Origin of the sequence: Citrobacter sp. Cm046 (assembly GCF_030333065.1) — a bacterium.
In the GTDB taxonomy this organism is placed as follows: Bacteria; Pseudomonadota; Gammaproteobacteria; order Enterobacterales; family Enterobacteriaceae; genus Citrobacter; species Citrobacter murliniae.
In genome coordinates this window covers 1-25,810 of sequence record NZ_JAOWGP010000026.1, presented here as the reverse complement: position 1 = coordinate 25,810, position 25,810 = coordinate 1, and the positions used below count along the sequence as shown (strand labels likewise).

The 25,810-nt window shown below is 51.5% G+C and carries 28 protein-coding genes and 1 pseudogene; 21 read left to right on the top strand and 8 right to left on the bottom strand.

Going from position 1 to position 25,810, the window contains the following annotated elements; genetic code table 11:
* Positions 1-148: 148 nt before the first annotated feature.
* From ppiA to argD, 5 genes are all read left to right on the top strand, one after another.
* The gene (ppiA, locus tag OGX98_RS01035; RefSeq protein ID WP_286594711.1) at positions 149-721 is read left to right on the top strand and encodes a peptidylprolyl isomerase A; all 573 of its coding nucleotides are present in this window, start codon (positions 149-151) and stop codon (positions 719-721) included.
* Positions 722-827: 106 nt separating this feature from the next.
* A complete protein-coding gene (ficA, locus tag OGX98_RS01030) occupies positions 828-995 on the top strand; it encodes a FicA/YhfG family antitoxin (protein WP_200013183.1) in 168 nt (55 codons plus the stop codon).
* On the top strand, positions 985-1,587 hold the full coding sequence (locus OGX98_RS01025; RefSeq protein WP_045448383.1) for a putative adenosine monophosphate-protein transferase Fic: 603 nt from the start codon (positions 985-987) through the stop codon (positions 1,585-1,587). Before ficA ends, OGX98_RS01025 begins: the two co-directional genes overlap by 11 nt.
* A 31-nt stretch (positions 1,588-1,618) precedes the next feature.
* Complete coding sequence (pabA, locus tag OGX98_RS01020; RefSeq protein ID WP_286493105.1) at positions 1,619-2,182, top strand: aminodeoxychorismate synthase component 2; 564 nt, start codon at positions 1,619-1,621, stop codon at positions 2,180-2,182.
* Positions 2,183-2,267: 85 nt separating this feature from the next.
* The gene (gene argD / locus OGX98_RS01015) at positions 2,268-3,485 is read left to right on the top strand and encodes a bifunctional acetylornithine/succinyldiaminopimelate transaminase (protein ID WP_045448379.1); all 1,218 of its coding nucleotides are present in this window, start codon (positions 2,268-2,270) and stop codon (positions 3,483-3,485) included.
* Between the two features lie 43 nt (positions 3,486-3,528).
* On the opposite strand, the gene OGX98_RS01010 is transcribed toward argD, so the two are convergent.
* Together OGX98_RS01010 and crp are read right to left on the bottom strand one after the other, a co-directional pair.
* The gene (locus tag OGX98_RS01010; RefSeq protein ID WP_048222853.1) at positions 3,529-5,616 is read right to left on the bottom strand and encodes a YccS/YhfK family putative transporter; all 2,088 of its coding nucleotides are present in this window, start codon (positions 5,614-5,616) and stop codon (positions 3,529-3,531) included.
* Between the two features lie 51 nt (positions 5,617-5,667).
* Positions 5,668-6,300 carry a cAMP-activated global transcriptional regulator CRP gene (gene crp / locus OGX98_RS01005; protein WP_000242758.1) on the bottom strand — a complete coding sequence of 211 codons (633 nt, stop codon included), beginning with the start codon at positions 6,298-6,300 and terminating at the stop codon, positions 5,668-5,670.
* Positions 6,301-6,609: 309 nt separating this feature from the next.
* On the opposite strand from crp, the gene OGX98_RS01000 reads away from it, so the two are divergent.
* Positions 6,610-7,017 (top strand): OsmC family protein, encoded by a 408-nt coding sequence (locus OGX98_RS01000; protein WP_045448374.1) that lies wholly within the window; start codon positions 6,610-6,612, stop codon positions 7,015-7,017.
* Positions 7,018-7,104: 87 nt separating this feature from the next.
* On the opposite strand, the gene OGX98_RS00995 is transcribed toward OGX98_RS01000, so the two are convergent.
* The 4 genes and pseudogenes from OGX98_RS00995 to OGX98_RS00980 all read right to left on the bottom strand — a co-directional run bounded on the left by OGX98_RS00995 (position 7,105) and on the right by OGX98_RS00980 (position 10,067).
* Positions 7,105-7,974 (bottom strand): phosphoribulokinase, encoded by an 870-nt coding sequence (locus OGX98_RS00995; protein WP_045448372.1) that lies wholly within the window; start codon positions 7,972-7,974, stop codon positions 7,105-7,107.
* A 54-nt stretch (positions 7,975-8,028) separates the two neighbouring features.
* Positions 8,029-8,247, bottom strand: a complete 219-nt coding sequence (locus tag OGX98_RS00990) for a YheU family protein (protein ID WP_045448370.1) — start codon at positions 8,245-8,247, stop codon at positions 8,029-8,031.
* Positions 8,244-9,312, bottom strand: a pseudogene (locus OGX98_RS00985) (hydrolase). Before OGX98_RS00985 ends, OGX98_RS00990 begins: the two are co-directional and overlap by 4 nt.
* Before the next feature lie 35 nt (positions 9,313-9,347).
* Positions 9,348-10,067, bottom strand: coding sequence for an NUDIX hydrolase (locus tag OGX98_RS00980; RefSeq protein WP_045449811.1), 720 nt, complete (start codon positions 10,065-10,067; stop codon positions 9,348-9,350).
* 189 nt (positions 10,068-10,256) lie between these two features.
* On the opposite strand from OGX98_RS00980, the gene prs reads away from it, so the two are divergent.
* Both prs and OGX98_RS00970 read left to right on the top strand, forming a co-directional pair.
* A complete protein-coding gene (prs, locus tag OGX98_RS00975) occupies positions 10,257-11,117 on the top strand; it encodes a ribose-phosphate diphosphokinase (RefSeq protein WP_286594710.1) in 861 nt (286 codons plus the stop codon).
* A gap of 14 nt (positions 11,118-11,131) precedes the next feature.
* Entirely contained in the window at positions 11,132-12,622 is a 1,491-nt protein-coding gene (locus OGX98_RS00970) for a nicotinate phosphoribosyltransferase (protein WP_136345535.1), read from the top strand.
* A gap of 70 nt (positions 12,623-12,692) precedes the next feature.
* Here the strand turns inward: OGX98_RS00970 and OGX98_RS00965 are convergent, their stop codons facing one another.
* The gene (locus OGX98_RS00965; protein ID WP_045448362.1) at positions 12,693-14,594 is read right to left on the bottom strand and encodes an ABC transporter ATP-binding protein; all 1,902 of its coding nucleotides are present in this window, start codon (positions 14,592-14,594) and stop codon (positions 12,693-12,695) included.
* A 132-nt stretch (positions 14,595-14,726) separates the two neighbouring features.
* Between OGX98_RS00965 and kefG the strand changes: the two genes are divergently transcribed.
* From kefG to slyD, 4 genes are all read left to right on the top strand, one after another.
* The gene (gene kefG, locus OGX98_RS00960; RefSeq protein ID WP_048223473.1) at positions 14,727-15,278 is read left to right on the top strand and encodes a glutathione-regulated potassium-efflux system ancillary protein KefG; all 552 of its coding nucleotides are present in this window, start codon (positions 14,727-14,729) and stop codon (positions 15,276-15,278) included.
* Positions 15,278-17,083: a glutathione-regulated potassium-efflux system protein KefB gene (kefB, locus tag OGX98_RS00955; RefSeq protein ID WP_286594709.1), complete on the top strand. Its 1,806-nt coding sequence runs from the start codon at positions 15,278-15,280 to the stop codon at positions 17,081-17,083. The genes kefG and kefB overlap by 1 nt, the downstream gene beginning before the upstream one ends.
* A gap of 9 nt (positions 17,084-17,092) precedes the next feature.
* A complete protein-coding gene (locus tag OGX98_RS00950; RefSeq protein ID WP_005121675.1) occupies positions 17,093-17,293 on the top strand; it encodes a YheV family putative zinc ribbon protein in 201 nt (66 codons plus the stop codon).
* Between the two features lie 94 nt (positions 17,294-17,387).
* Positions 17,388-17,984 carry a peptidylprolyl isomerase gene (slyD, locus tag OGX98_RS00945; protein ID WP_045448357.1) on the top strand — a complete coding sequence of 199 codons (597 nt, stop codon included), beginning with the start codon at positions 17,388-17,390 and terminating at the stop codon, positions 17,982-17,984.
* Between the two features lie 135 nt (positions 17,985-18,119).
* Here slyD and OGX98_RS00940 read toward each other — a convergent pair whose 3' ends face one another.
* Positions 18,120-18,338, bottom strand: coding sequence for a protein SlyX (locus OGX98_RS00940; RefSeq protein ID WP_003023639.1), 219 nt, complete (start codon positions 18,336-18,338; stop codon positions 18,120-18,122).
* 231 nt (positions 18,339-18,569) lie between these two features.
* Between OGX98_RS00940 and fkpA the strand changes: the two genes are divergently transcribed.
* The 9 genes from fkpA to tuf all read left to right on the top strand — a co-directional run.
* Positions 18,570-19,388 carry an FKBP-type peptidyl-prolyl cis-trans isomerase gene (gene fkpA / locus OGX98_RS00935; RefSeq protein ID WP_045448355.1) on the top strand — a complete coding sequence of 273 codons (819 nt, stop codon included), beginning with the start codon at positions 18,570-18,572 and terminating at the stop codon, positions 19,386-19,388.
* Positions 19,389-19,553: 165 nt separating this feature from the next.
* Positions 19,554-20,276, top strand: coding sequence for a helix-turn-helix transcriptional regulator (locus OGX98_RS00930; RefSeq protein WP_003023643.1), 723 nt, complete (start codon positions 19,554-19,556; stop codon positions 20,274-20,276).
* Positions 20,276-20,662, top strand: coding sequence for a sulfurtransferase complex subunit TusD (gene tusD, locus OGX98_RS00925; protein WP_200013188.1), 387 nt, complete (start codon positions 20,276-20,278; stop codon positions 20,660-20,662). Before OGX98_RS00930 ends, tusD begins: the two co-directional genes overlap by 1 nt.
* Positions 20,662-21,021, top strand: a complete 360-nt coding sequence (gene tusC / locus OGX98_RS00920; RefSeq protein WP_200042273.1) for a sulfurtransferase complex subunit TusC — start codon at positions 20,662-20,664, stop codon at positions 21,019-21,021. The genes tusD and tusC overlap by 1 nt, the downstream gene beginning before the upstream one ends.
* Positions 21,022-21,028: 7 nt before the next feature.
* Positions 21,029-21,316: a sulfurtransferase complex subunit TusB gene (gene tusB / locus OGX98_RS00915; protein ID WP_045448350.1), complete on the top strand. Its 288-nt coding sequence runs from the start codon at positions 21,029-21,031 to the stop codon at positions 21,314-21,316.
* A gap of 125 nt (positions 21,317-21,441) precedes the next feature.
* On the top strand, positions 21,442-21,816 hold the full coding sequence (rpsL, locus tag OGX98_RS00910) for a 30S ribosomal protein S12 (RefSeq protein WP_003023654.1): 375 nt from the start codon (positions 21,442-21,444) through the stop codon (positions 21,814-21,816).
* 95 nt (positions 21,817-21,911) lie between these two features.
* Entirely contained in the window at positions 21,912-22,382 is a 471-nt protein-coding gene (rpsG, locus tag OGX98_RS00905; protein WP_003023657.1) for a 30S ribosomal protein S7, read from the top strand.
* Positions 22,383-22,478: 96 nt separating this feature from the next.
* Positions 22,479-24,593 (top strand): elongation factor G, encoded by a 2,115-nt coding sequence (gene fusA / locus OGX98_RS00900; RefSeq protein ID WP_045448338.1) that lies wholly within the window; start codon positions 22,479-22,481, stop codon positions 24,591-24,593.
* Positions 24,594-24,662: 69 nt separating this feature from the next.
* Positions 24,663-25,810, top strand: a 1,148-nt coding sequence (gene tuf, locus OGX98_RS00895) for an elongation factor Tu (protein WP_286492302.1), incomplete at its 3' end; no start/stop codon positions are given.

The following is a 25,810-nucleotide window of genomic DNA, read 5'->3' as shown; positions in this document are numbered from 1 at the left end:
GTCACTTTATGAGGTTTGAGTGGCGGGATAATCCGCATCGTTACATTTGTTTCAGGTTCGTAAAATTAAGTAAAGGGATGGCCTTGTCCATGAAGGCTCTTTAGAATCAATTCACTTGCTCTATTTCTGCTCTTGTTAAGGAATTCTCATGCTCAAATCGACTCTGGCGGCTGTTGCAGCTGTTCTCGCCCTTTCTGCTCTCTCTCCCGCAGCACTGGCAGCGAAAGGTGACCCACATGTCCTGCTGACAACCTCTGCCGGTAACATTGAGCTGGAGCTGAATAGCCAGAAAGCCCCGGTATCAGTGCAAAATTTTGTCGATTATGTAAATAGCGGTTTCTATAACAACACCACGTTTCACCGTGTGATCCCTGGCTTTATGGTGCAGGGTGGTGGTTTTAACGAGCAGATGCAGCAGAAGAAACCTAATCCGCCAATCAAGAATGAAGCCGATAATGGACTGCGTAATACCCGCGGTACCATTGCCATGGCACGTACTGCGGACAAAGACAGCGCGACCAGTCAGTTCTTTATCAACATTGCGGACAACGCCTTCCTTGATCATGGCCAGCGCGACTTTGGTTACGCTGTCTTCGGTAAAGTTGTGAAGGGTATGGATGTCGCGGATAAGATTTCTCAGGTTCCGACTCACGATGTCGGTCCATACCAGAACGTGCCATCAAAAGCGATTGTTATCCTGTCAGCGAAAGTCCTGCCATAATCGAATTTTGCGCGGGCAGTTCCTGTCCGCGTTTTCTCCCTTCTCTGCGTAACCCGAAATTGCTGCTTATACTTGTGGCAAGTGTCGGCACATTCAGGGAGGTCACGTGAAAAAACTCACCGATAAACAAAAGTCCAGTCTCTGGGTACAACGGCGAAACGGCAATTTTCAGGCTAGCCGGCGGCTGGAAGGCGTGGATATTCCACGGGTTACTCTGAGCGCTGAAGACGCACTGGTGCGCCTTGAAGAATTGAGGAGGCACTATGAGCGATAAATTTGGTGATGGACGTGATCCCTATCTGTATCCAGGTCTGAACGTCATGCGTAATCGTCTGGGCGTTCATCAAACTCAGCGTCTTGAGCAGGCCGCCTGGGAGTTGACGGCGTTGCGTGCGGCGACGATTGAGCTGGGGCCGCTAAAACGGGGCCTGCCGCATCTGTGTGCTATCCATCGCCAGCTGTATCAGGATATTTTCGACTGGGCAGGTCATCTGCGTGAGGTCGACATTTATCAGGGGGATACCCGTTTCTGCCATTTTGCATATATCGAGAAAGAGGGTAATGCGCTGATGCAGGATCTTGAAGAAGAGTCCTGGCTGGCAGGATTACCGGAAGAAAAATTTGTCGACCGGCTCACGCATTATTATTGCGAAATTAATGTGTTGCATCCGTTTCGTATCGGCAGCGGTTTGGCGCAACGTATTTTCTTTGAGCAGTTAGCTATTCATGCCGGGTATGTGCTCAACTGGAATGGCATTCAGGTCGCGGAGTGGAACCTGGCAAATCAAAGTGGTGCAATGGGTGACCTGTCTGCGTTGCGAGCGATATTTCGTAAAGTGGTAAGCGTAGCCGAGGAAACTGAGTAGAATAGCGCGGTTCTTATGTACCGGAGCCGCCATGATCCTGCTTATCGATAACTACGATTCTTTTACCTGGAACCTGTATCAATACTTCTGTGAACTGGGCGCTGATGTTCTCGTCAGGCGTAACGACGAGTTGACGTTGCCGCAAATTGACACGCTTAATCCGCAAAAAATTGTTATTTCTCCCGGACCCTGTACCCCGGATGACGCCGGGATCTCGTTGGATGTGATTCGACATTTTGCGGGAAAAACGCCCATGTTGGGTGTTTGCCTGGGGCACCAGGCGATGGCACAGGCATTTGGCGCGACCGTGGTTCGGGCGGCGAAAGTGATGCACGGTAAAACATCACCGATTACGCATAACGGACAGGGGGTGTTTCAGGGACTCGTGAACCCGTTAACGGTCACTCGCTATCACTCGCTGGTTGTTGCCCCTGCGACACTCCCTGATTGCTTTGAGGTAACGGCCTGGAGCGACACCTGGGAGATCATGGGGATTCGCCATCGGGAGTGGGATCTTGAAGGGGTACAGTTTCACCCAGAGAGTATTCTCAGTGAACAGGGGCATCAGCTGCTGGCTAATTTCCTCAACCGTTGATTTGTGGTTGCTATTCAGTGATTTTTTATTCATATTTTGTGATTATAATTTCACTAACATTTCTGCTTAACTGGGTGGTAATGACATGGCAACTGAACAAACTGCAATTACGCGCGCGACATTCGATGAAGTGATTCTGCCGATTTATGCACCGGCGGAGTTTATTCCGGTAAAAGGGAAAGGGAGTCGAGTCTGGGATCAACAAGGGAAAGAATATGTTGATTTCGCGGGTGGAATTGCCGTTACCGCATTAGGGCATTGTCATCCGGCACTGGTCGAAGCGTTGAAAAGCCAGGGCGAAACGTTGTGGCATACCAGCAACGTTTTCACTAATGAACCTGCTCTGCGCTTAGGCCGAAAAATCATCGACGCGACCTTTGCCGAACGTGTGCTGTTCATGAACTCTGGTACTGAAGCTAACGAAACCGCTTTTAAGCTGGCGCGTCACTATGCCTGTGTACGCCATAGCCCCTTTAAAACCAAAATTATCGCCTTCCATAATGCGTTTCATGGTCGCTCACTGTTTACCGTTTCCGTGGGCGGACAGCCAAAATATTCTGATGGCTTTGGTCCAAAACCGGCGGACATTATTCATGTGCCGTTTAACGATCTGCATGCAGTGAAAGCAGTGATGGACGACCACACCTGTGCGGTGGTGGTTGAGCCAATTCAGGGGGAAGGTGGCGTAACCGCAGCGACACCAGAATTTCTGCAAGGCCTGCGTGAATTGTGCGATCAGCACCAGGCACTGTTGGTATTTGATGAAGTGCAGTGCGGGATGGGGCGTACAGGTGACCTGTTTGCCTATATGCATTTCGGTGTGACGCCGGATATCCTGACCAGCGCCAAAGCCCTCGGCGGCGGATTCCCGGTGAGTGCTATGCTAACGACTCAGGAGATCGCCTCGGCGTTTCATGTGGGATCTCACGGTTCGACCTATGGCGGTAATCCTTTGGCCTGCGCGGTTGCAGGAGCGGCGTTCGATATTATCAATACCCCGGAAGTGCTGGAGGGTATTCAAGCCAAACGTCAGACGTTTGTTCAACATTTACAGAAGATTGATGCGCAGTATGACATTTTTAGCGACATTCGCGGCATGGGCTTGTTGATCGGTGCGGAACTGAAGCCACAGTTCAGAGGCCGGGCACGTGATTTCCTTTACGCTGCAGCGCACGAAGGGGTGATGGTGCTGAATGCTGGCCCGGACGTAATGCGTTTTGCGCCGTCGCTGGTGGTGGATAAAACGGACATTGATGAAGGCATGCAGCGCTTTGCGCAGGCGGTAGCGAAGGTCGTCGCCTGATTACCCGATAGTGCGCTGCTTTCAGGCCTACAGGAAAACAGCGTTAACCCTTCATGTCTCGCAACCGGCGGCTAAGCCAGATGCCATGATGCGGCCTTTGACGCCATGCTACCGACGAAATGGTGTGCATGGTGTTCAGGTGGCCAAGTATACGTTGCAGATGCTGTTCCAGGGTGCTTAACGGGCCTTGGGACAGCATTTCCGAAGACTCGAGAATATTCACATCGCCGGAACTTCCCGGCCCGTCATACTCCAACCGCTGCTGGCAACGCTGGATAGCAATTTCACAGGATTCCAGATACCGCTGTGCTAAATCCGGCGTCAGCATCGTATGTTCCCTTGCCAGAGTGGTCATCGCGTTAATGTGCTCGACAATAAACTGGCTGTGCGTAACCCACAGTTTCATATCTGCCAGATAGTGTGAGTTAAACCCTGGTTCCTGCATCGCCTGGTTCAGTGAGTTAAACAGAGTGTTATGCGCCTGATTAACCCGCATACGCTGATATGCCAGCGGTGTAGCCTGCGGGTCGTTGCTGAGAATCAGGCGAATGGCTTCCTGATCGGATTCTAGCGCATCGTGGGCGTTCTTACGCAGCAGGCCGCTCTGCCATTGCGGCCACAGCCAGAGTGTGCCGCCAAAGGCGATCAAACAGCCCATCACCGTATCGACAAAGCGCGGTACGATAAACTGCTCCCCATTCAGCGTCAGTAGTTGCAGGGTATACACTGCCGTGACAGTAAAACCTACTGTGGCCCAGCCGTAGTTTTTGCGGATAATCAGGTAGCTCACCAAAGTGATAAGCAACATAGCCGCCAGCGTGAAACCCTCGGGGATATGGAAGTGCAATGTGACGCCAGCGATGATAAGCCCAACGAGAGTACCTGCCGAGCGATGCAGAATACGCACCCGGGTTGCGCCGTAGCCATTTTGCGTGACGAACAATATCGTCATCAGGATCCAGTATGGTTTTGGCAAATGTAAGGCGCTACCCATCAGGCTGGCGATACTTAACATGACGCTGATACGCCCCGCATTACGCAGCGCAGGGGATTTAAACGACAAATAGCTTTTCAGAGCAGGGAGCAACGGCAATCGGCGCTGCTTATCAGCCATCAAATCCCGGGCATAAAGCGGGCGCTGGGTACGCAGAACGCGGGCAATGCGGCTAAAGTGCCAGTAGCAGAACTGTCCAACGGGATTATCCGGATGCTGCCTGGCAATTTTTTCCAGGGTGCCAATCTGCTTTTCCATTGAAAATCGCGTAGGCAAGCGGTGATACAAAATGTCATCTGCCAGCACTCGTAGTCGGGCGGCGACAGTTCGCGCATTCCAGCGAATCACCTGCTCTGCATGGCTGCGTTCGACCAGTTTCTGCACCTCTTCCGGTTGATGCAGGCTGACGGAAATATGCTCCTGTAAATCCAGAGCCTCCTGAAAGGCACGCAGCAGGCGTTTGTACTCATTGTTGTGATGCGCCGACAGCATGTGCATCTGCTGATAACACTGGGTAATGAGATCGACTGCTTTCTGCTGGCGTACCAGCAGCGGAGGCAGCGCTTTTTCAGGATCGATGTGCTGGGTCAGCAGACTGTATTTAGCCTCACAGTAATCGGCCAGTTCGCGGTATAGCAGGCTGAGTGATTCACGTAGCGGCTGCTCGCGCCACAGCCAAAACCAGAACCAGTTGAACAGACCGTACCACAATGTACCCAGCGCATAGATTAACAGTGGCTCCCAGACGGGCATGTTCCCGGCAAGGCTAAGCGTGAAAATTGCAGCAATGAGCGAGGCGGGCAACAATCGTGCATGCAGAGGACTTAACTCTGCAGTTACGCCGAGAATAAGCGTCAGGCCGGTGAGGATCAGCGGTAACGGTATGGTCTGCGCCAGCAGTAGTTGCATGATCAAACTGCATCCGGCAAACAGCGACGCACCAATAATTAAGCGTTTAAAAAAGCGTTTATGTGGGGTGTCAAGACCGGCAATGTTGCAGCAGGCTGGGACGAGGGAGAAAAGCAGCCCCAGATGTAGTTGACCGATGATAAGACCGACACCCACAGGTAAACACAGCACCAGCGTCTGTCGTAGTGCGTAGTTGATCTCGGGGTGATAAATCAGTCTTCGCCACATCAGTGTAAACAAAAATGGCGCATTACTGAGTAACGCGCCATTTTGGCGGAATTAACGTGTGCCGTAAACGACGATGGTTTTACCGTGCGCGGAGATCAGGTTTTGATCTTCCAGCATCTTCAGGATGCGACCAACGGTTTCACGGGAGCAACCCACGATCTGGCCAATTTCCTGACGGGTGATTTTGATCTGCATGCCGTCCGGGTGAGTCATCGCATCAGGTTGTTTCGCCAGGTTCAACAGCGTCTGGGCGATACGGCCTGTCACGTCGAGGAAGGCAAGGTTACCCACTTTCTCGGACGTAACTTGCAGACGACGAGCCATCTGGGAAGACAGACGCATCAGAATATCCGGGTTCACCTGGATTAACTGACGGAATTTTTTGTATGAAATTTCAGCGACTTCACATGCGGTTTTAGCTCGTACCCAGGCGCTACGTTCCTGGCCTTCTTCGAACAGGCCCAGTTCGCCAATAAAATCGCCCTGATTCAGATAAGAGAGGATCATTTCCTTCCCTTCTTCATCTTTGATCAGCACTGCCACTGAGCCTTTAACGATGTAATACAACGTTTCCGCTTTTTCACCCTGGTGAATCAGCGTGCTCTTCGATGGGTACTTATGAATATGGCAATGAGACAAGAACCATTCGAGAGTCGGGTCTGTTTGCGGTTTGCCAAGCACCATGCGCGGTTATCCTCTGTTATAAGCTGTCTCCAGAGCCAGAAAACGACGCTGCCTCTGGGGTTGCAAAAATGTGCTTCCCGCTACCTGGGAAGGGGGCTGCTAAAAAGTGCACTGCAGCCTGTAATGTGATGTCCTCTGCATACATGCAGTACGTCATTGTATTACTGTAGCATCCCGACTGTTTTAGCATAGCTTTCGCCGTGTGTCTCCTGGTGTCTCGCTTCAGCATGACGCAGGTCGCCTTCCGTTGCGAGAATTGTTATGTGCGCGTAATCTGTCAGGAAAATTGAAACATTGGAGTTACGAAATATGCAAGCGCGTGTAAAGTGGGTTGAGGGGTTAACCTTCCTTGGTGAGTCCGCCTCTGGCCACCAAATTCTGATGGACGGTAACTCCGGTGATAAAGCGCCGAGCCCGATGGAAATGGTGTTAATGGCTGCGGGTGGTTGCAGCGCAATTGATGTGGTGTCGATCCTGCAAAAGGGTCGCCAGGATGTGACCAACTGTGAAGTGAAACTCACCTCTGAACGTCGTGAAGAAGCACCGCGTCTTTTTACCCATATCAATCTGCATTTCATTGTCACCGGCCATGACCTGAAAGATGCCTCCGTGTCCCGCGCGGTAGATCTTTCGGCTGAGAAATATTGCTCCGTGGCGTTGATGCTGGAAAAAGCGGTGAATATCACCCATTCCTATGAAGTGATTGCTGCTTCGTAATGCACGCCTGATGGCGTCATACTTATCAGGCCTGCATGATGTAAACCCGTAGGCCGGATAAGGCATCAGCCGCCATCCGGCAACACTTCACTCGATCCTCTTTCCTTCCATCAGTCGTTGCACTAACGGCAGCATGATCAATTCCATTGCCAGCCCCATCTTGCCACCCGGTACGACTAACGTATTGATGTGGGAGATGAATGAACCCTGCAGCATCGCCAGCAACCAGGGATAATCGATCCCTTCCAGGTTGCGGAAATGAATCACCACAAAGCTCTCATCCAGTGACGGAATACTCTTGGCCGCAAAGGGATTGGAGGTGTCGACAGTTGGCACACGCTGGAAGTTAATATGCGTGCGGGAAAACTGTGGAGTGATGTAATTGATGTAGTCGTCCATTGAACGCACGACCGAGTCCATCACCGCTTCACGTGAGTGTCCGCGCTCGCTGGTATCACGGGTCAGTTTCTGAATCCATTCCAGGTTGACGATTGGCACAACGCCAACCAGCAGGTCGACATGTCGCGCCACATTTTGTTGCGGAGTAACGACACCGCCGTGCAGTCCTTCGTAGAACAGAACGTCAGTCGGCTCAGGTAGTGGTTGCCAGGGGGTAAACGTACCTGGAACCTGGTTCCACGGAACGGCTTCGTCGTAAGTGTGCAGATATTTACGCGACTGGCCTTTTCCTGCCTGACCATACTCAATGAAGGTTTGTTCTAACAGGCCGAAGTCATTGGCTTCGGGGCCGAAATAGCTGATATGCCGTCCGGCATCGCGCGCTTTGCGGATCGCCATGTCCATTTCCGGGCGGGTATAGCGATGAAAACTGTCACCTTCCACCTCGGCAGCACGCAGATTTAACTGCGCGAAAATTTTACGAAACGCGAGGCTGGTGGTGGTGGTCCCCGCGCCGCTGGATCCTGTTACCGCAATCACCGGATGTTTGGCAGACATAACAACTCCATAAATAGGTTGGTTTTTTTATTATAGTCAGCCGTCGGCAGCGGATTACTCGTGAAGCTGTTTCCTCGGCATAATGTTGACCGTTTCATGCAGTTCGGACCACACCAGCACGGCTTCACCAGATTGTAGTTGGCGTTTGACGTCGGCGACTTTTTGTTCGAGCGAGCGTTCATGTTCACCATAATCGGTGCCTTCACGCAAGACAAAGCTTTCAATCAGGTTGTCCAGTGCTTCCGGGGAGATATCCTGCCACGGGATCATCATGATGACGCCTCCAGGTATGTTGTCAGCCAGTCTGGGATACGGGACTCCAGCCACATCTCAGGATGGCGCAATGTGCCACCAATAAATCCGACGTGTCCGCCGTGTTCGGTTAACTGATATTCCACCTGCGATGGCAGGTTTTCCGGTTTGGGGATCACATGATGATCCATAAAAGGATCGTCTTTGGCATGAATAATCAGCGTCGGTTTGGCGATCTGATTCAATAACGGCATGGCACTACACTGACGATAATAGTCTATAGCATCGGCAAAACCGTGGATTTTGGCGGTGATGAGATCGTCAAAATCGCGAATGCGGCGCAGGGATTTCAGTTGCGCCAGACTGACCGGCAGTGAGCCTGGATAGGCTTCGAGTTTACGTGAGGCATTGGCTTTTAAAAGATTGAGCAGATAGCGCTGATAGACCCGGGAGAAACCTTTCTCCATATGGTAGCTACAGGCTTCGAGCACGAAAGGTGCGGATACGATAACCGCCGCATCTATCGGAATGTCTCGCCCTTCTTTTGCCAGCAGGCATGCCAGCATATTGCCGCCGAGCGAATAACCTACCGCCGCAGTTGGTACGCGGCCGTATTCACGTTCCAGCCAGTGTAAAAACCAGGTGCCGTCTTCGGTTTCGCCGGAGTGATAAATTCGGTTCAGGCGATTCGGTTCTCCGCTACAGCCGCGAAAGTGCATCACCACACCCAGCCAGCCGCGCTTTTGCGCCGCTTCAATCAGTCCATGAGCATATGGACTATTCAGGCTGCCTTCCAGGCCGTGAAAAACCACCAGACGCGGTTTATGTTTTGCCTGCTGTGGATCTTCACTCCAGGCCAGATCGACAAAGTCGCCATCAGGTAACTCGAGCCGCTGCCAGTGGGCGTCGAACTTCACTTTACGGCGAATCAAACGCGGTAGCATCGTCTGTAGATGGCGATTACGGATCCCGCGCATCGGACGGAATTCTCGTGAATCGTCGGCGGATGGGGTCATTTCTGTAGGAGTGATTTCAACCATAACACCAGAGCAATCAATAAACGGAATGAGCAACTATACCGCGCAGAAGGCCTGCGGGTTAGTCAATATGTAAGTTTACGCTTAGTCAGTCAGTAGGTTACGCGAGAAAAGATGGATATCCACGCCGGGTTTACGCCGCCATAAACGGGCTTTTCGCGTGCCTGTCGCCATACTTTCACCGGTATCTTCAAACATGCCTGATGCTTCAAAGCGGCGGATCAGACTTTTACGCTGAATGGACTGGCCAAGGATTACCTCAGTGGCTTCCTGGAGCTGACCATGAGTAAAGGTATCCGGTAAACAGTAAACGGGCAGTAAAGAATACATCGTTTTTTGCCGTAGCCGATGCAGGGCCGCCTCAATGATTTTCTGGTGGTCAAATGCGAGTGGATAGTCGGCAAGTTTATCAACAGGAACCCAACGGGCATCACTGACGCTGGCAATGTGCGGCTCACAGTCTACCCAGGCGATCAAGGCGAACCAGGTGACGGTCAGGCTCCAGCCGCGCGGATCACGATCTGGTCCGGAAAACGTATCCAGTTGTTCCAACCAGGAAGGAGAAACACCTGTTTTTTCAGTGAGTTTACGCATTGCCGTGGCACGGGTGGAATCATCGTGGGCCATATCAATGAAGCCACCGGGTAATCCCCAGCACCCCTTTTGTGGCTGGTTTGCCCGTTCTACCAGCAACACACACAGCGCCTGTTGATGCAGGGTAAACAACACACTATCCACTGTCACCAAAGGGGAGGGAAAGCGGCGGGCATCATACTGATTCAGATAGTCAGCTTCGGTGGTCATAAGGTACTCACGATGATTTGCAACGCTCACAAGTGTACCAGCCCAACCATGGGGGGCAAGTTTCGTTTTTTCTTGTTACTTATCAGTTGATTATCACCATGGTGAAGATTAATGCATATTATGCTTGCTTTAAATATGTCTTAAGGACATTATTAATTGTGTCTAAGGGACACAATTAAGGAGAGAGCGATGAGCGTAAAATTGACATTAACCCTGGATGAGCAGGTGTACGCAATTGCCAGCGGTGTTTTTCCTGACGGGGCCGCCTGGTTGAAAGTAACCGATGCGTTGCCATCCTCTGCTCGTCTGATGCGCATTCGGGCGATGGCAATGCGTGATATGAACGACTTTATGCTGGTGGCGCAACTAGTGGAAGCGGTTCGCCACCAAACCGATGTACTGGTCAGTCACCTCGAACTCCCCTGGCTGCCATGGGCGCGCCAGGACCGACATATGGTCGCGGGTGACAGCTTTGCGCTGAAAGTCTTTGCCAGTCAGCTCAATACACTGAAGTTTGACAAGGTAAAAGTGCTCGACCCACACAGCGAAGCCGCGGCAGCGGCAATAGATAACTTTGTGGCTATTTCGCAGGAGACCTGTCTGCAACAAAGCGCGACCCTGCAGCGCCAGTTTCAACAAAAAGCGTTGATGCTGGTTGCACCAGATGCCGGATCGTTGAAGAAAATTGATGCTGTCGCCAGAGCGGTAGGTGTCTCTGAATATGCCATTCTGAGCAAAAAACGTGATGTGGCAACTGGCAATCTGACCGGGTTTGCACTGGTTGCGGGGAATGTTAAGGGCAGAGATCTGCTGATTGTTGACGACCTGTGTGATGCCGGTGGCACCTTTATTGGATCAGCTCAGGTTTTACGTGATGCCGGAGCCCGCAGCGTTAGCCTGTATGTCACCCACGGTATCTTTTCTAAGGGTGTTGAGCACTTGTTCGCCAACGGCATCGATGCCATCTACACCACAACCTCTTTAGCTGCATCTGCGCTGGCACATCCGCAGCTTGAACTTATCGATATTGACGCGATTTACCGCGCCTGAGGGAGATAATTATTATGAAAATGAACCCTATTCTGGCCATCGACGGCTACAAAGTTTCTCACCGCGTACAGTATCCGCAAGGAACCAGCCGGGTCTATTCCAACTTTACGCCACGCAGCGATCGCTTTTTTTCGTCACCACTGCCGGATGGCAAGTTGGTGTTCTTCGGTCTGCAGGGATTTCTGCAGTGGTTTCTGATCGACCTGTTTAACGAGGCGTTCTTTGCTCGAGCGCAGGAAGAGGTGGTAAAGGAATACAAGCAGGTAATGGACAGCTATCTTGGAAAAGATGCTGTAGCGGTTGACCACATTCGTGCGCTGCACCAGTTGGGTTATTTGCCACTGCATATCAAGGCGCTGGATGAAGGTAGCAAAGTTCCGATGGCGGTGCCGGTATTAACCATCATCAATACCAAACCTGAGTTTTTCTGGCTGGTGAATTACCTTGAGACTGTGTTGTCGGCGGAACTGTGGAAAGCGTCAACTAACGCTACTATTGCTCACCACTATCGCAAAATCTGCGAACGTTGGGCGGAGAAAACCTGTAGCGATCAGACACATCTCGATTTCCAGTGTCATGATTTTTCATTTCGAGGCATGTCTGGTTTGCAGGATACCATGCAGGCAGGAAGCGGGCATTTGCTGAGTTTTAAAGGTACTGACAGCATTCCATCGTTGCTCTATGCCCGCGATTATTACACTGACGGCGAAGGATATTTTATCGGCGCCAGTATTCCCGCAACTGAGCACAGCGTAATGTGTATGGGGGAGCGCGAGCATGAGATTGAAACTTTTCGTCGCCTGATTGCTGATCTCTACCCGCAGGGATTTGTGTCGATAGTCTCAGATACCTGGGACTACTGGCAGGTGTTGACGGAATATACCCTTGAACTAAAGCATATCATTTTGGCGCGTGAGGGCCGGGTAGTATTCCGCCCGGACAGCGGTAATCCGGTAGATATTCTGTGCGGCACCGGCGCGGATGAAGATTCTCGTGCCGATCGTACCCCGCAGGAGAAAGGCTCAGTGGAAGTGCTGTGGGAAATTTTTGGCGGCACGATTAACTCCAAAGGGTATAAGGTGCTCGACCCACATGTCGGGTTGATCTATGGCGATTCCATTACCCTTGAGCGGGCGAATGAAATCCTGCGTCGCCTGGAAGCAAAAGGATTTGCCAGTTCAAACGTGGTATTTGGGGTTGGTTCATTCACTTACCAGTACAGCACGCGTGATACATTTGGTTTCGCGATGAAAGCAACATGGGGGGAGGTTGACGGTAAAGGACGGACGATCTTTAAAGAGCCGAAAACCGACAATGGCCTGAAACGTTCAGCCCGGGGACTGCTGCGCGTCGCGCGTGATGATCAAGGTGAGCTATGCCTGCATGATGAACAAAACTGGGGGCAGGAGATGGAAGGAGAGTTGAAAACGCGCTTTCTTGACGGCAAGCTTTTCAATCGTGAACATTTCGAACAAATTCGCCAGCGTCTGGCGACGCAACGCTAGTTTACATCCTCCCATTAATCTGTCGCTAGGCCGGATAAGACGCTTTCGCGCCTTTATCCGGCAATCAAGACTACTCGGCAAGCATTTGCTCAAGCTGTTCCTGCGCGTCCAGCCAGGCCATTTCGCACTCTTCCAGCCCGGATTTTGCGCTCGCCTGTTGTTGCAGGCATGCCGTTAGTTCAGCTTTGCGACTTTGGTCGTACAGTTCGCTGTCGCCAAGCTTCTCTTCCGCCTGTGCCAGTTGTGCGTGTAGCTTTTCCATCTCTTTTTCCAGACGGGTTATCTCTTTACGCAGTGGTTGCGTCAGGGTTCGCAGCTCTGCTTCGCGGCGCTTCTGGTCTTTACGCGCCTGGGCGCTGTTGACACTCTCTTTCGCCGGTTCGTCGCTCTGGTTTTCCTGCTTTTGTACGTCGCTTAGCCACTGCTGATAATCTTCCAGATCGCCATCAAACGGCTCGACCTTCTTGTCGTGTACCAGATAGAGGTCGTCGGTAGTGGAGCGAATCAGGTGACGGTCGTGCGAAACCACAACCAGTGCGCCTTCGAAATCAATTAATGCTTCGGTCAGCGCCTGACGCATGTCGAGATCCAGGTGGTTAGTCGGCTCATCGAGCAGCAACAGGTTCGGGCGTTGCCAGACGATCAGCGCCAGCACCAGACGCGCTTTTTCACCGCCGGAGAAGCGCGCGGTCTGTTCGGTAACTTTATCTCCCTGGAAGCCGAATCCGCCGAGGTAATCGCGTAGTTTCTGTTCCAGCTCTTGCGGCGCCATGCGTGCCAGATGCTGAATAGGGGATTCATCAGCCCGCAGGAACTCCAATTGATGCTGAGCGAAATAGCCGAGCTTAATACCCTTCGCCAGACCGATTTCACCACTGATCGGCGCCAGTTCTCCCGCCAGCAGTTTAATCAGCGTTGATTTACCCGCACCGTTACGTCCTAACAGGCCGATACGTGACCCCGGAACCAGGTTCAGTTTGATGGAGTCGAGGATGACGCGATCGCCATAGCCTGCGCTGACTTTTTCCATTTTCAGCAATGGATTGGGCAGGCTTTCCGGCGCGCGGAAACTGAAATGGAACGGGTTATCGACATGAGCCGGAGCGATGAGCTCCATGCGTTCCAGCATTTTAATACGGCTCTGTGCCTGCTTTGCTTTAGTTGCTTTAGCGCGGAAGCGATCGATATAGCTTTGCAGATGCGCCACGCGCTCCTGCTGGCTTTCGTACATCGCCTGCTGTTGTGCGAGACGCGTAGCGCGCTGAATTTCAAACGCGCTGTAGTTACCGGTGTACTCGAACATCGTCTGTTGTTCGATATGAATAATTTTATCTACCACCGGATCGAGGAAATCACGGTCATGAGAGATCAGGATCAGCGTGCCCTGATAGCTTTTCAGCCACCGTTCCAGCCAGATTACCGCGTCGAGATCGAGGTGGTTGGTCGGTTCATCAAGCAGCAGAAGATCTGAACGACAAATCAGTGCCTGAGCAAGGTTGAGGCGCATACGCCATCCGCCGGAGAAATCGCTGACCGGACGTTCAAGCTGCTCATTCGAAAAACCGAGGCCGTGTAACAGGCTGGCGGCACGCGAGCGAACCGTCCATGCATCAATAGCGTCCAGTTTGCCGTGTACGGTCGCAATGGCGTTTCCATCGTTACGTTCGTTGGCATCGTTCAACTGTGCTTCCAGCTGACGATATTCGCGGTCACCGTCAATCACGTACTCCAGCGCAGGCTGAGGAAGTGCTGGTGTTTCCTGGTTCACCCAAGCGAGCTGCCAGTTACCAGGGAACGTAAATCCCCCGGCGTCGGCGCTGATTTCATTTTTCAGCAATGCCAGCAGGGTAGATTTACCGCAGCCATTTTTACCGACCAGACCAACCTTCTGCCCTGGATTAATGGTGGCCGTGGCATTGTCCAGTAAGACGCGCACGCCGCGACGAATTTGTAACGAGGAGAAAACAATCATAAGGCGCCGTATGTTCAGACTATGTTAATTTATCATTATGATAATGTAATGTGCGGGCGCTTTGCCGCACCGAGGCGCAATGGTAGCCCAAAACGTCGAAAATAGACAAAAGACATAACCGGGAGGGGAATGATGTTCCAGCCAGCGAAAGTTTTGCTGCTGTATGCCCATCCGGAATCTCAGGACTCGGTAGCGAACCGGGTTCTGCTTAAACCGGCCATGCAGCTCAGTAATGTTACCGTGCACGATCTTTATGCACACTATCCCGATTTTTTTATCGATATTCCGCACGAGCAGGAACTGCTGCGTGAGCATGATGTGATTGTTTTCCAGCATCCGCTATACACCTATAGCTGTCCGGCCCTGTTAAAGGAATGGCTTGACCGTGTTCTCAGTCGTGGATTCGCCAGCGGTCCGGGTGGAAATCAATTGGCGGGAAAGTACTGGCGGAGTGTCATCACTACCGGTGAGCCGGAAAGTGCTTACCGTTATGATGCGCTGAACCGCTATCCGATGAGCGATGTGCTGCGCCCTTTTGAGTTGACGGCCGGAATGTGCCGGATGCACTGGATGAGCCCTATTATCGTTTACTGGGCCAGGCGGCAGACAAAGCAGGAGCTGGACAGTCATGCTAAAGCGTATGGCGACTGGCTGGCAAATCCGATTCCTTCGGGAGGCCGCTGATGGAAGGTTCTGATTTATTACTGGCGGGAGTGTTATTCCTCTTCGCGGCGGTAGCTGCGGTGCCGTTGGCATCGCGGCTGGGCATTGGCCCTGTTTTGGGGTATTTGCTGGCGGGGATCGCTATTGGTCCGTGGGGATTAGGGTTCATCAGCGATGTGGATGAAATCCTCCACTTCTCTGAATTGGGTGTGGTTTTTCTGATGTTTATCATTGGGCTGGAGCTTAACCCTTCCAAGCTATGGCAGTTGCGACGCTCAATATTTGGCGTCGGCGCAGCTCAAGTGATGCTCAGCGCAGTGGTTCTGGCTGGCCTGCTGATGCTCACGAATTTCTCCTGGCAGGCGGCAGTAGTGGGCGGAATCGGGTTGGCGATGTCCTCAACGGCGATGGCGCTGCAGCTGATGCGGGAAAAGGGGATGAACCGCAGCGAATCCGGGCAACTGGGTTTTTCGGTATTACTATTTCAGGATCTGGCGGTGATCCCCGCGCTGGCGTTGGTTCCGCTGTTAGCCGGTTCTGCTGACGAACATTTTGACTGGATCAAAGTAGGAATGAAGGTGCTGGCCTTTGCTGGCATGTTGATTGGTGGGCGTTATCTGCTCCGTCCCGTTTTTCGCTTTATCGCGGATTCCGGTGTACGGGAGGTATTTACCGCAGCCACTCTGCTCCTGGTACTGGGTTCTGCTTTATTCATGGATGCGTTGGGGTTGTCGATGGCCCTTGGAACTTTTATCGCGGGCGTGCTGCTGGCGGAAAGCGAATATCGACATGAGCTGGAAACGGCAATTGATCCTTTTAAAGGTCTGTTGCTTGGTTTGTTCTTCATATCTGTGGGGATGTCGCTAAATCTTGGCGTTCTGTATACCCACATTCTGTGGGTGGTCGCGAGCGTTATTGTGCTGGTAGTTGTTAAGACGCTGGTGCTGTATCTATTGGCGCGACTGAATGGGATGAGAAGCTCGGAGCGTATGCAGTTTGCCGGTGTATTAAGCCAGGGGGGAGAATTTGCCTTCGTCGTTTTTTCAACGGCATCATCACAACGACTGTTTCAGGGCGATCAAATGGCGCTGCTGCTGGTGACCGTCACATTGTCGATGATGACGACACCGTTGTTGATGAAGCTGATTGATAAATGGCTCTCCCGCCAGATTAACGGCCCGGATGATGAAGATGAAAAACCTTGGGTGGAAGATGATAAACCGCAGGTGATTGTGGTGGGGTTTGGGCGCTTTGGGCAGGTAATAGGCCGTTTGCTGATGGCGAATAAAATGCGTATTACCGTGCTGGAACGCGATATCAGCGCGGTTAATCTGATGCGTAAATATGGCTATAAAGTTTATTACGGCGATGCGACACAAGTAGAACTTTTACGTTCCGCTGGTGCTGAAGCGGCGGAGTCGATAGTGATCACCTGTAACGAGCCTGAAGATACGATGAAGCTGGTGGAACTGTGTCAGCAGCATTTTCCGCATTTGCATATTCTTGCGCGAGCGCGCGGACGCGTGGAAGCACATGAGTTATTACAAGCTGGTGTAACGCAGTTTTCCCGCGAAACCTTTTCGAGTGCGCTGGAATTGGGACGTAAAACTCTGGTTTCATTGGGTATGCATCCGCATCAGGCCCAACGTGCTCAGCTGCATTTCCGGCGGCTGGACATGCGTATGCTACGGGAGTTGATCCCGATACATACCGATACGGTACAAATCTCTCGTGCCAGAGAAGCCCGGCGCGAACTGGAGGAAATTTTCCATCGAGAGATGCAGCAAGAGCGACGACAGCTGGATGGCTGGGATGAATTTGAGTAGGGGATAACCATGGCAATTCGTAAACGTTTTATTGCAGGTGCAAAATGTCCGTCCTGCCAGGCGCAGGACTCGCTGGCGATGTGGCGCGAAAATAATATCGATATTGTTGAGTGTGTTAAGTGTGGCCATCAGATGCGGGAAGCCGATAAAGAAGCACGCGAGCACGTTCGCAAAGAAGAACAAGTGATAGGGATTTTTCATCCGGACTAGCGATATGGCGCAGCTTTTTTTAAGCTAGAGGGTACACGGGTGCAGAATTCCGCTACAATCTGCGCCACTATTCTTTCCATGCTCAGGAGATATCATGAAAGTAGCAAAGGACCTGGTGGTCAGCCTGGCCTATCAGGTACGTACAGAAGACGGTGTGTTGGTTGATGAGTCTCCGGTGAGTGCACCGCTGGACTACCTGCATGGTCACGGTTCCCTGATCTCTGGTCTGGAAACAGCGCTGGACGGTCATGAAGTTGGCGATAAATTCGATGTTGCTGTAGGCGCAAACGACGCTTATGGTCAGTATGACGAAAACCTGGTGCAGCGCGTTCCTAAAGATGTATTTATGGGCGTTGATGAACTGCAGGTTGGCATGCGCTTCCTGGCTGAAACCGACCAGGGACCTGTACCGGTAGAAATTACCGAAGTGGAAGACGACCACGTAGTGGTTGACGGTAACCACATGCTGGCTGGCCAGAACCTGAAATTCAACGTTGAAGTTGTTGCGATCCGCGAAGCAACCGAAGAAGAACTGGCTCACGGTCACGTTCACGGTGCGCACGGTCATGACCACGATCACGACCACGACGGTTGCTGCGGCGGTCATGGCCACGACCATGGGCACGAGCACGGCGGCGAAGGTTGCTGCGGCGGTGGCGGTAAAGGTAATGGCGGCTGCGGTTGCCACTAATACCCTTCGTCTTTCAACCCACAGCGGTATTGGCTGTGATTTGAAATCCTTTGGGTATATATGAGTAGGCCGGATAAGATGTTTACGTCGCTATCCGGCACAAAAAAAGCGGGAATTCCCCGCTTTTTTTATGTCTCAATAATGCGGCGGCGGTGTCTCTTCGGACTGCGACGCAATATGGGACGGCTGAGTTGCTTTGAGCTTCTCCGTCAGTAGACGCAGATGATCGCGCAGTTTGGCCATTTCCAGTTCGTGAGCAGTTACCGTCACATTAAGCTCTTCAATGGTAATTTCCTGAAATGCCAGGCGACTCTCCAGTTCAGCCAGCCGAGTTTCCATCGTTGTATCCTGCATGATTCACCTCTTCTGTTATTTCCGGCAGATCGCGGACTGCGGCGAATTCTACTCAACTTTGCCTGTTTGCACAGCACTCATTCCCGTGTGACGAAACTAATTTAAACAAAAAGAGTCTGAAATGTGGTGATAATAGGGCGTGTCCGTATGTTGATTTGTTCTACAACGCTTTATAGTACGTTTTTATGTTAGCTAACCCTGGGGTGAGATGCCCCGGCCCTGGAGAGATGGATGAAATCACTGTTTAAAGTAACGTTGCTGGCGACCACAATGGCCGTTGCTCTGCATGCCCCGATCACCTTCGCTGCTGATACTGCGAAACCAGCCGCTACCGCTGACAGCAAAGCAGCATTCAAGAATGACGACCAGAAAGCGGCCTACGCGCTGGGCGCATCCCTGGGGCGTTACATGGAAAACTCCCTGAAAGAGCAGGAGAAACTGGGCATCAAACTGGATAAAGATCAGCTGATCGCTGGCGTTCAGGATGCGTTTGCGGACAAGAGCAAATTGTCTGACCAGGAAATCGAACAAACTCTGCAGGCGTTTGAAGCGCGCGTGAAGACTTCCGCCCAGGCGAAAATGGAAAAAGACGCGGCTGATAATGAAGCCAAGGGTAAAGCGTACCGTGAGAAGTTTGCCAAAGAGAAAGGTGTTAAAACCTCTTCTACTGGTCTGGTCTACAAAGTAGAGAAAGCCGGTACAGGTGAAGCACCGAAAGACAGCGATACCGTGGTTGTGAACTACAAAGGTACGCTGATTGATGGTAAAGAGTTTGATAACTCTTACACCCGTGGCGAGCCACTCTCTTTCCGTCTTGACGGTGTTATCCCGGGCTGGACAGAAGGCCTGAAAAACATCAAGAAAGGCGGTAAAATTCAGCTGGTTATTCCACCGGATCTGGCTTATGGCAAAACCGGCGTTCCGGGTATTCCGGCAAACTCCACGCTGGTCTTTGATGTTGAGCTGTTAGATATCAAACCGGCGCCGAAAGCGGATGCGAAGGCAGACGCTGCACCGGCAGATAAAGCTGCAGATGCCAGCAAAAAATAAGGTACCAAAAACCGCCGCCCACAGGGCGGCGGTTTTTTATTATCGACAGGATATAATTAATACTGGAAAGCGCCTTGTGCGCTGTATTACTTTAGATGCCCCTAATAGTGATGAGCCTGCCCTGACAACATAACGACAGGCTCCTGAAAAGGAGTGCTTTTTTTCATGTCCAGGTCGCTTTTAACCAACGAAACCAGTGAGCTAGATTTGCTGGATCAACGTCCTTTCGATCAAACCGACTTCGATATCCTTAAATCCTACGAAGCGGTAGTGGACGGGTTGGCGATGCTCATTGGTTCCCATTGTGAAATCGTATTGCACTCTTTGCAGGATTTGAAATGCTCGGCTATTCGCATCGCCAACGGTGAACACACGGGCCGAAAAATCGGCTCACCGATTACCGATCTTGCGTTGCGCATGCTGCATGATATGACGGGTGCGGATAGCAGCGTGTCGAAATGTTATTTCACACGTGCGAAAAGCGGTGTCTTGATGAAGTCGGTGACGATTGCCATTCGCAACCGTGAGCATCGCGTAATTGGTCTGCTGTGCATCAATATGAATCTTGATGTACCTTTCTCGCAAATAATGAATACCTTTATTCCGCCGGAAACCCCGGAAGTGGGCTCAGCCGTAAACTTTGCTTCATCAGTGGAAGATCTGGTGACACAGACGCTGGAATTCACGATTGAAGAAGTGAATGCCGATCGTAACGTATCTAACAATGCGAAGAATCGTCAGATCGTCCTGAATCTGTATGAGAAAGGCATCTTCGATATCAAAGATGCTATTAATCAGGTCGCTGACCGTCTGAACATCTCCAAACATACTGTTTACCTCTATATTCGCCAGTTCAAAAGTGGTGATTTCCAGGGGCAAGATAAGTAATGCGTTTTGCCATCATGGTGACAGGACCTGCCTATGGCACACAGCAGGCGAGCAGCGCGCTGCAATTTGCACACGCGTTGCTTGAGGAAGGGCATGAGTTAAGCCGTGTCTTTTTTTATCAGGAGGGGGTATATAACGCTAACCTTCTGACATCACCCGCCAGTGATGAATTTGATTTGGTGCGAGGCTGGCAGCAACTCAATCAACAATTTGGTGTAGAGCTTAATATTTGTGTGGCGGCGGCGTTGCGTCGTGGCGTTGTTGATGAGACCGAAGCGAAGAGGCTTGGGCTGACAAGTTCGAACTTACAATCAGGTTTTAACCTCAGTGGGCTTGGCTCGCTGGCCGAGGCATCCCTGACGTGCGATCGCGTGGTACAGTTTTAATGAAACGTGTTGCTTTTGTTTTTTCCACTGTGCCGCACGGCAGTGCATCAGGCCGCGAAGGTCTTGATGCATTACTGGCGACTTCAGCATTAACGGAAGACCTTGGTGTATTTTTTATTGGTGATGGCGTCTTCCAGATCCTGCAAGGACAAAAACCGGATGCTGTCCTCGCCCGTGATTATATCGCGACTTTTAAACTGCTGGGGCTGTACGATATAGAGCAATGCTGGCTTTGCGCCGCCTCCCTGCGTGAGCGAGGGCTTGATCAGGGGGCCAGTTTTGTGGTCGATGCGACGGTTCTTGAACCCGATGATTTGCGCCGTGAGCTTGGCAACTATGATGTTATTTTGAGGTTTTGACATTCTCATGCTGCATACTTTACATCGCTCCGCGTGGCTTACTGATTTCTCCTCTCTTCTTCGTCTTGTTGGTGAAGACGATGAGCTTTTATTGCTCCAGGATGGCGTGACGGCGGCAATAGATGGTACCCGCTTCCTTGAAAGTCTGCAGAATGCCTCCATTAAGGTCTATGTACTGGAAGAAGACATTAAAGCTCGCGGGTTAGATGGTCAAATTTCAGACAGTGTCGTCAGGGTTGGCTATACTGACTTCGTCAGACTTACGGTGAAGCATCCCAACCAGATGGCCTGGTAATTGTGGGATCGTTGTATATTTCTTGACACCTTTTCGACACCGACCTAAAATTCTGCGTCCTCATATTGTATGAGGTCGTTTTATTACGTGTTTACGAAGCAAAAGCTAAAACCAGGAGCTATTTAATGGCAACAGTTAACCAGCTGGTACGCAAACCACGCGCACGCAAAGTTGCAAAGAGCAACGTGCCTGCGCTGGAAGCATGCCCGCAGAAACGTGGCGTATGTACTCGTGTATATACTACCACTCCTAAAAAACCGAACTCCGCACTGCGTAAAGTTTGCCGTGTTCGTTTGACTAACGGTTTTGAAGTGACTTCCTACATCGGTGGTGAAGGTCACAACCTGCAGGAGCACTCCGTGATCCTGATCCGTGGCGGTCGTGTAAAAGACCTTCCGGGTGTTCGTTACCACACCGTTCGTGGTGCGCTTGACTGCTCCGGCGTTAAAGACCGTAAGCAATCACGTTCCAAGTATGGCGTGAAACGTCCTAAGGCTTAATGGTTCTCCGTTAAGTAAGGCCAAACGTTTTATATTAATGTCAAACTAAACTCTTAGAGTTTTGGACAATCCTGAATTAACAACGGAGTATTTCCATGCCACGTCGTCGCGTCATTGGTCAGCGTAAAATTCTGCCGGATCCGAAGTTCGGATCAGAACTGCTGGCTAAATTTGTAAATATCCTGATGGTAGATGGTAAAAAATCTACTGCCGAAACAATCGTATACAGCGCGCTGGAGACCCTGGCTCAGCGTTCTGGTAAAAATGAACTGGAAGCTTTCGAAGTAGCTCTCGAAAACGTGCGCCCGACTGTCGAAGTTAAGTCTCGCCGCGTTGGTGGTTCTACTTATCAGGTACCAGTTGAAGTCCGTCCGGTCCGTCGTAATGCCCTGGCAATGCGTTGGATCGTTGAAGCTGCTCGTAAACGCGGTGATAAATCCATGGCTCTGCGCCTGGCGAACGAACTTTCTGATGCTGCAGAAAACAAAGGTACTGCAGTTAAGAAACGTGAAGACGTTCACCGTATGGCAGAAGCCAACAAGGCGTTCGCACACTACCGTTGGTAATCCCTTCGGAGTATTAGTCACCAGGCGGGCGCTTCTTGTAAGCAGCCCGCTTTGGGCTACTTAAATTGAACGCCTAAAAGATAAACGAGGAATCAAATGGCTCGTACAACACCCATCGCGCGCTACCGTAACATCGGTATCAGTGCGCACATCGACGCCGGTAAAACCACTACTACCGAACGTATTCTGTTCTACACCGGTGTAAACCATAAAATCGGTGAAGTTCATGACGGCGCAGCCACCATGGACTGGATGGAACAGGAGCAGGAGCGTGGTATTACTATCACCTCCGCAGCGACTACTGCATTCTGGTCTGGTATGGCTAAGCAGTATGAACCGCATCGCGTAAACATCATCGACACCCCGGGGCACGTTGACTTCACTATCGAAGTAGAACGTTCCATGCGTGTGCTTGATGGTGCAGTAATGGTTTACTGCGCAGTTGGTGGTGTTCAGCCGCAGTCTGAAACCGTATGGCGTCAGGCTAACAAATATAAAGTTCCGCGCATTGCGTTCGTTAACAAAATGGACCGTATGGGCGCGAACTTCCTGAAAGTTGTTGGTCAGATCAAAACCCGTCTGGGCGCGAACCCTGTTCCGCTGCAGCTGGCAATTGGTGCTGAAGAAAACTTCACTGGTGTTGTTGACCTGGTGAAAATGAAAGCCATCAACTGGAACGAAGAAGATGCAGGCGTAACCTTCACTTATGAAGATATCCCGGCTGACATGCAGGAACTGGCTGAAGAATGGCACCAGAACCTGATCGAGTCCGCCGCGGAAGCTTCAGAAGAGCTGATGGAGAAATACCTGGGTGGTGAAGAACTGACTGAAGAAGAGATCAAGAAAGCTCTGCGTCAGCGCGTTCTGAACAACGAAATCATCCTGGTAACCTGTGGTTCTGCGTTTAAGAACAAAGGTGTTCAGGCGATGCTGGATGCGGTAATTGATTACCTGCCATCCCCGACTGATGTACCTGCGATCAACGGTATTCTGGACGACGGTAAAGATACTCCGGCTGAGCGTCACGCTAGCGATGAAGAGCCGTTTGCTGCTCTGGCATTCAAAATCGCTACCGACCCGTTCGTGGGTAACCTGACCTTCTTCCGCGTGTACTCTGGTGTGGTTAACTCCGGTGATACCATCCTGAACTCCGTGAAATCTGCACGTGAGCGTTTTGGCCGTATCGTTCAGATGCACGCCAACAAACGTGAAGAGATCAAAGAAGTTCGCGCGGGCGACATCGCTGCTGCGATCGGTCTGAAAGACGTGACCACTGGTGATACCCTGTGTGATCCAGATTCTCCGATCATTCTGGAGCGTATGGAATTCCCGGAACCGGTAATTTCCATCGCGGTAGAACCGAAAACCAAAGCTGACCAGGAAAAAATGGGTCTGGCTCTGGGCCGTCTGGCTAAAGAAGACCCGTCATTCCGCGTATGGACTGACGAAGAATCTAACCAGACTATTATCGCCGGTATGGGTGAGCTGCACCTCGACATCATCGTTGACCGCATGAAGCGTGAATTCAACGTTGAAGCGAACGTCGGTAAACCTCAGGTTGCTTACCGTGAAGCGATTCGCGCGAAAGTTACCGATATCGAAGGTAAACACGCTAAGCAGTCTGGTGGTCGCGGTCAGTATGGTCATGTTGTTATCGACATGTACCCGCTGGAGCCGGGTTCAAACCCGAAAGGCTACGAATTCATCAACGACATCAAAGGTGGTGTAATTCCTGGCGAATACATCCCGGCCGTTGATAAAGGCATCCAGGAACAGCTGAAATCTGGCCCGCTGGCTGGTTACCCGGTTGTTGATCTGGGCGTGCGTCTGCACTTCGGTTCTTACCATGATGTTGACTCCTCTGAGCTGGCGTTTAAACTGGCCGCTTCTATCGCCTTTAAAGATGGCTTTAAGAAAGCGAAACCAGTTCTGCTTGAGCCTATCATGAAGGTTGAAGTAGAGACTCCGGAAGAGAACACCGGTGACGTTATCGGTGACTTGAGCCGCCGTCGTGGTATGCTTCGTGGTCAGGAATCCAACGTCACTGGCGTTGTGATCCACGCTGAAGTTCCGCTGTCTGAAATGTTCGGATATGCAACCCAGCTGCGTTCTCTGACCAAAGGCCGTGCTTCTTACTCCATGGAGTTCCTGAAGTACGACGATGCGCCGAACAACGTTGCTCAGGCCGTTATTGAAGCCCGTGGTAAATAAGCCACAGGATTAAAACCTAAGTCCCGTGCTCTCTCCAAAGGGGAGAGCACTATAGTAAGGAATATAGCCGTGTCTAAAGAAAAATTTGAACGTACAAAACCGCACGTTAACGTCGGCACCATCGGCCACGTTGACCACGGTAAAACTACCCTGACCGCTGCAATCACCACCGTTCTGGCTAAAACCTACGGCGGTGCTGCTCGTGCTTTCGACCAGATCGATAACGCTCCGGAAGAAAAAGCTCGTGGTATCACCATCAACACTTCTCACGTTGAATATGACACCCCGACTCGCCACTACGCGCACGTAGACTGCCCGGGCCACGCCGACTATGTTAAAAACATGATCACCGGTGCTGCGCAGATGGACGGCGCGATCCTGGTTGTTGCTGCGACTGACGGCCCGATGCCGCAGACTCGTGAGCACATCCTGCTGGGTCGTCAGGTAGGCGTTCCGTACATCATCGTGTTCCTGAACAAATGCGACATGGTTGATGACGAAGAGCTGCTGGAACTGGTAGAAATGGAAGTTCGTGAACTTCTGTCTCAGTACGATTTCCCGGGCGACGACACTCCGATCGTTCGTGGTTCTGCTCTGAAAGCGCTGGAAGGCGAAGCAGAGTGGGAAGCGAAAATCATCGAACTGGCTGGCTTCCTGGATTCTTACATCCCGGAACCAGAGCGTGCGATTGACAAGCCGTTCCTGCTGCCTATCGAAGACGTATTCTCCATCTCCGGTCGTGGTACCGTTGTTACCGGTCGTGTTGAGCGCGGTATCATCAAAGTTGGTGAAGAAGTTGAAATCGTTGGTATCAAAGAGACTGCTAAGTCTACCTGTACTGGCGTTGAAATGTTCCGCAAACTGCTGGACGAAGGCCGTGCTGGTGAGAACGTTGGTGTTCTGCTGCGTGGTATCAAACGTGAAGAAATCGAACGTGGTCAGGTACTGGCTAAGCCGGGTTCAATCAAGCCGCACACCAAGTTCGAATCTGAAGTGTACATTCTGTCCAAAGACGAAGGCGGCCGTCATACTCCGTTCTTCAAAGGCTACCGTCCGCAGTTCTACTTCCGTACTACTGACGTGACTGGTACCATCGAACTGCCAGAAGGCGTAGAGATGGTAATGCCGGGCGACAACATCAAAATGGTTGTTACCCTGATCCACCCGATCGCGATGGACGACGGTCTGCGTTTCGCAATCCGTGAAGGCGGCCGTAC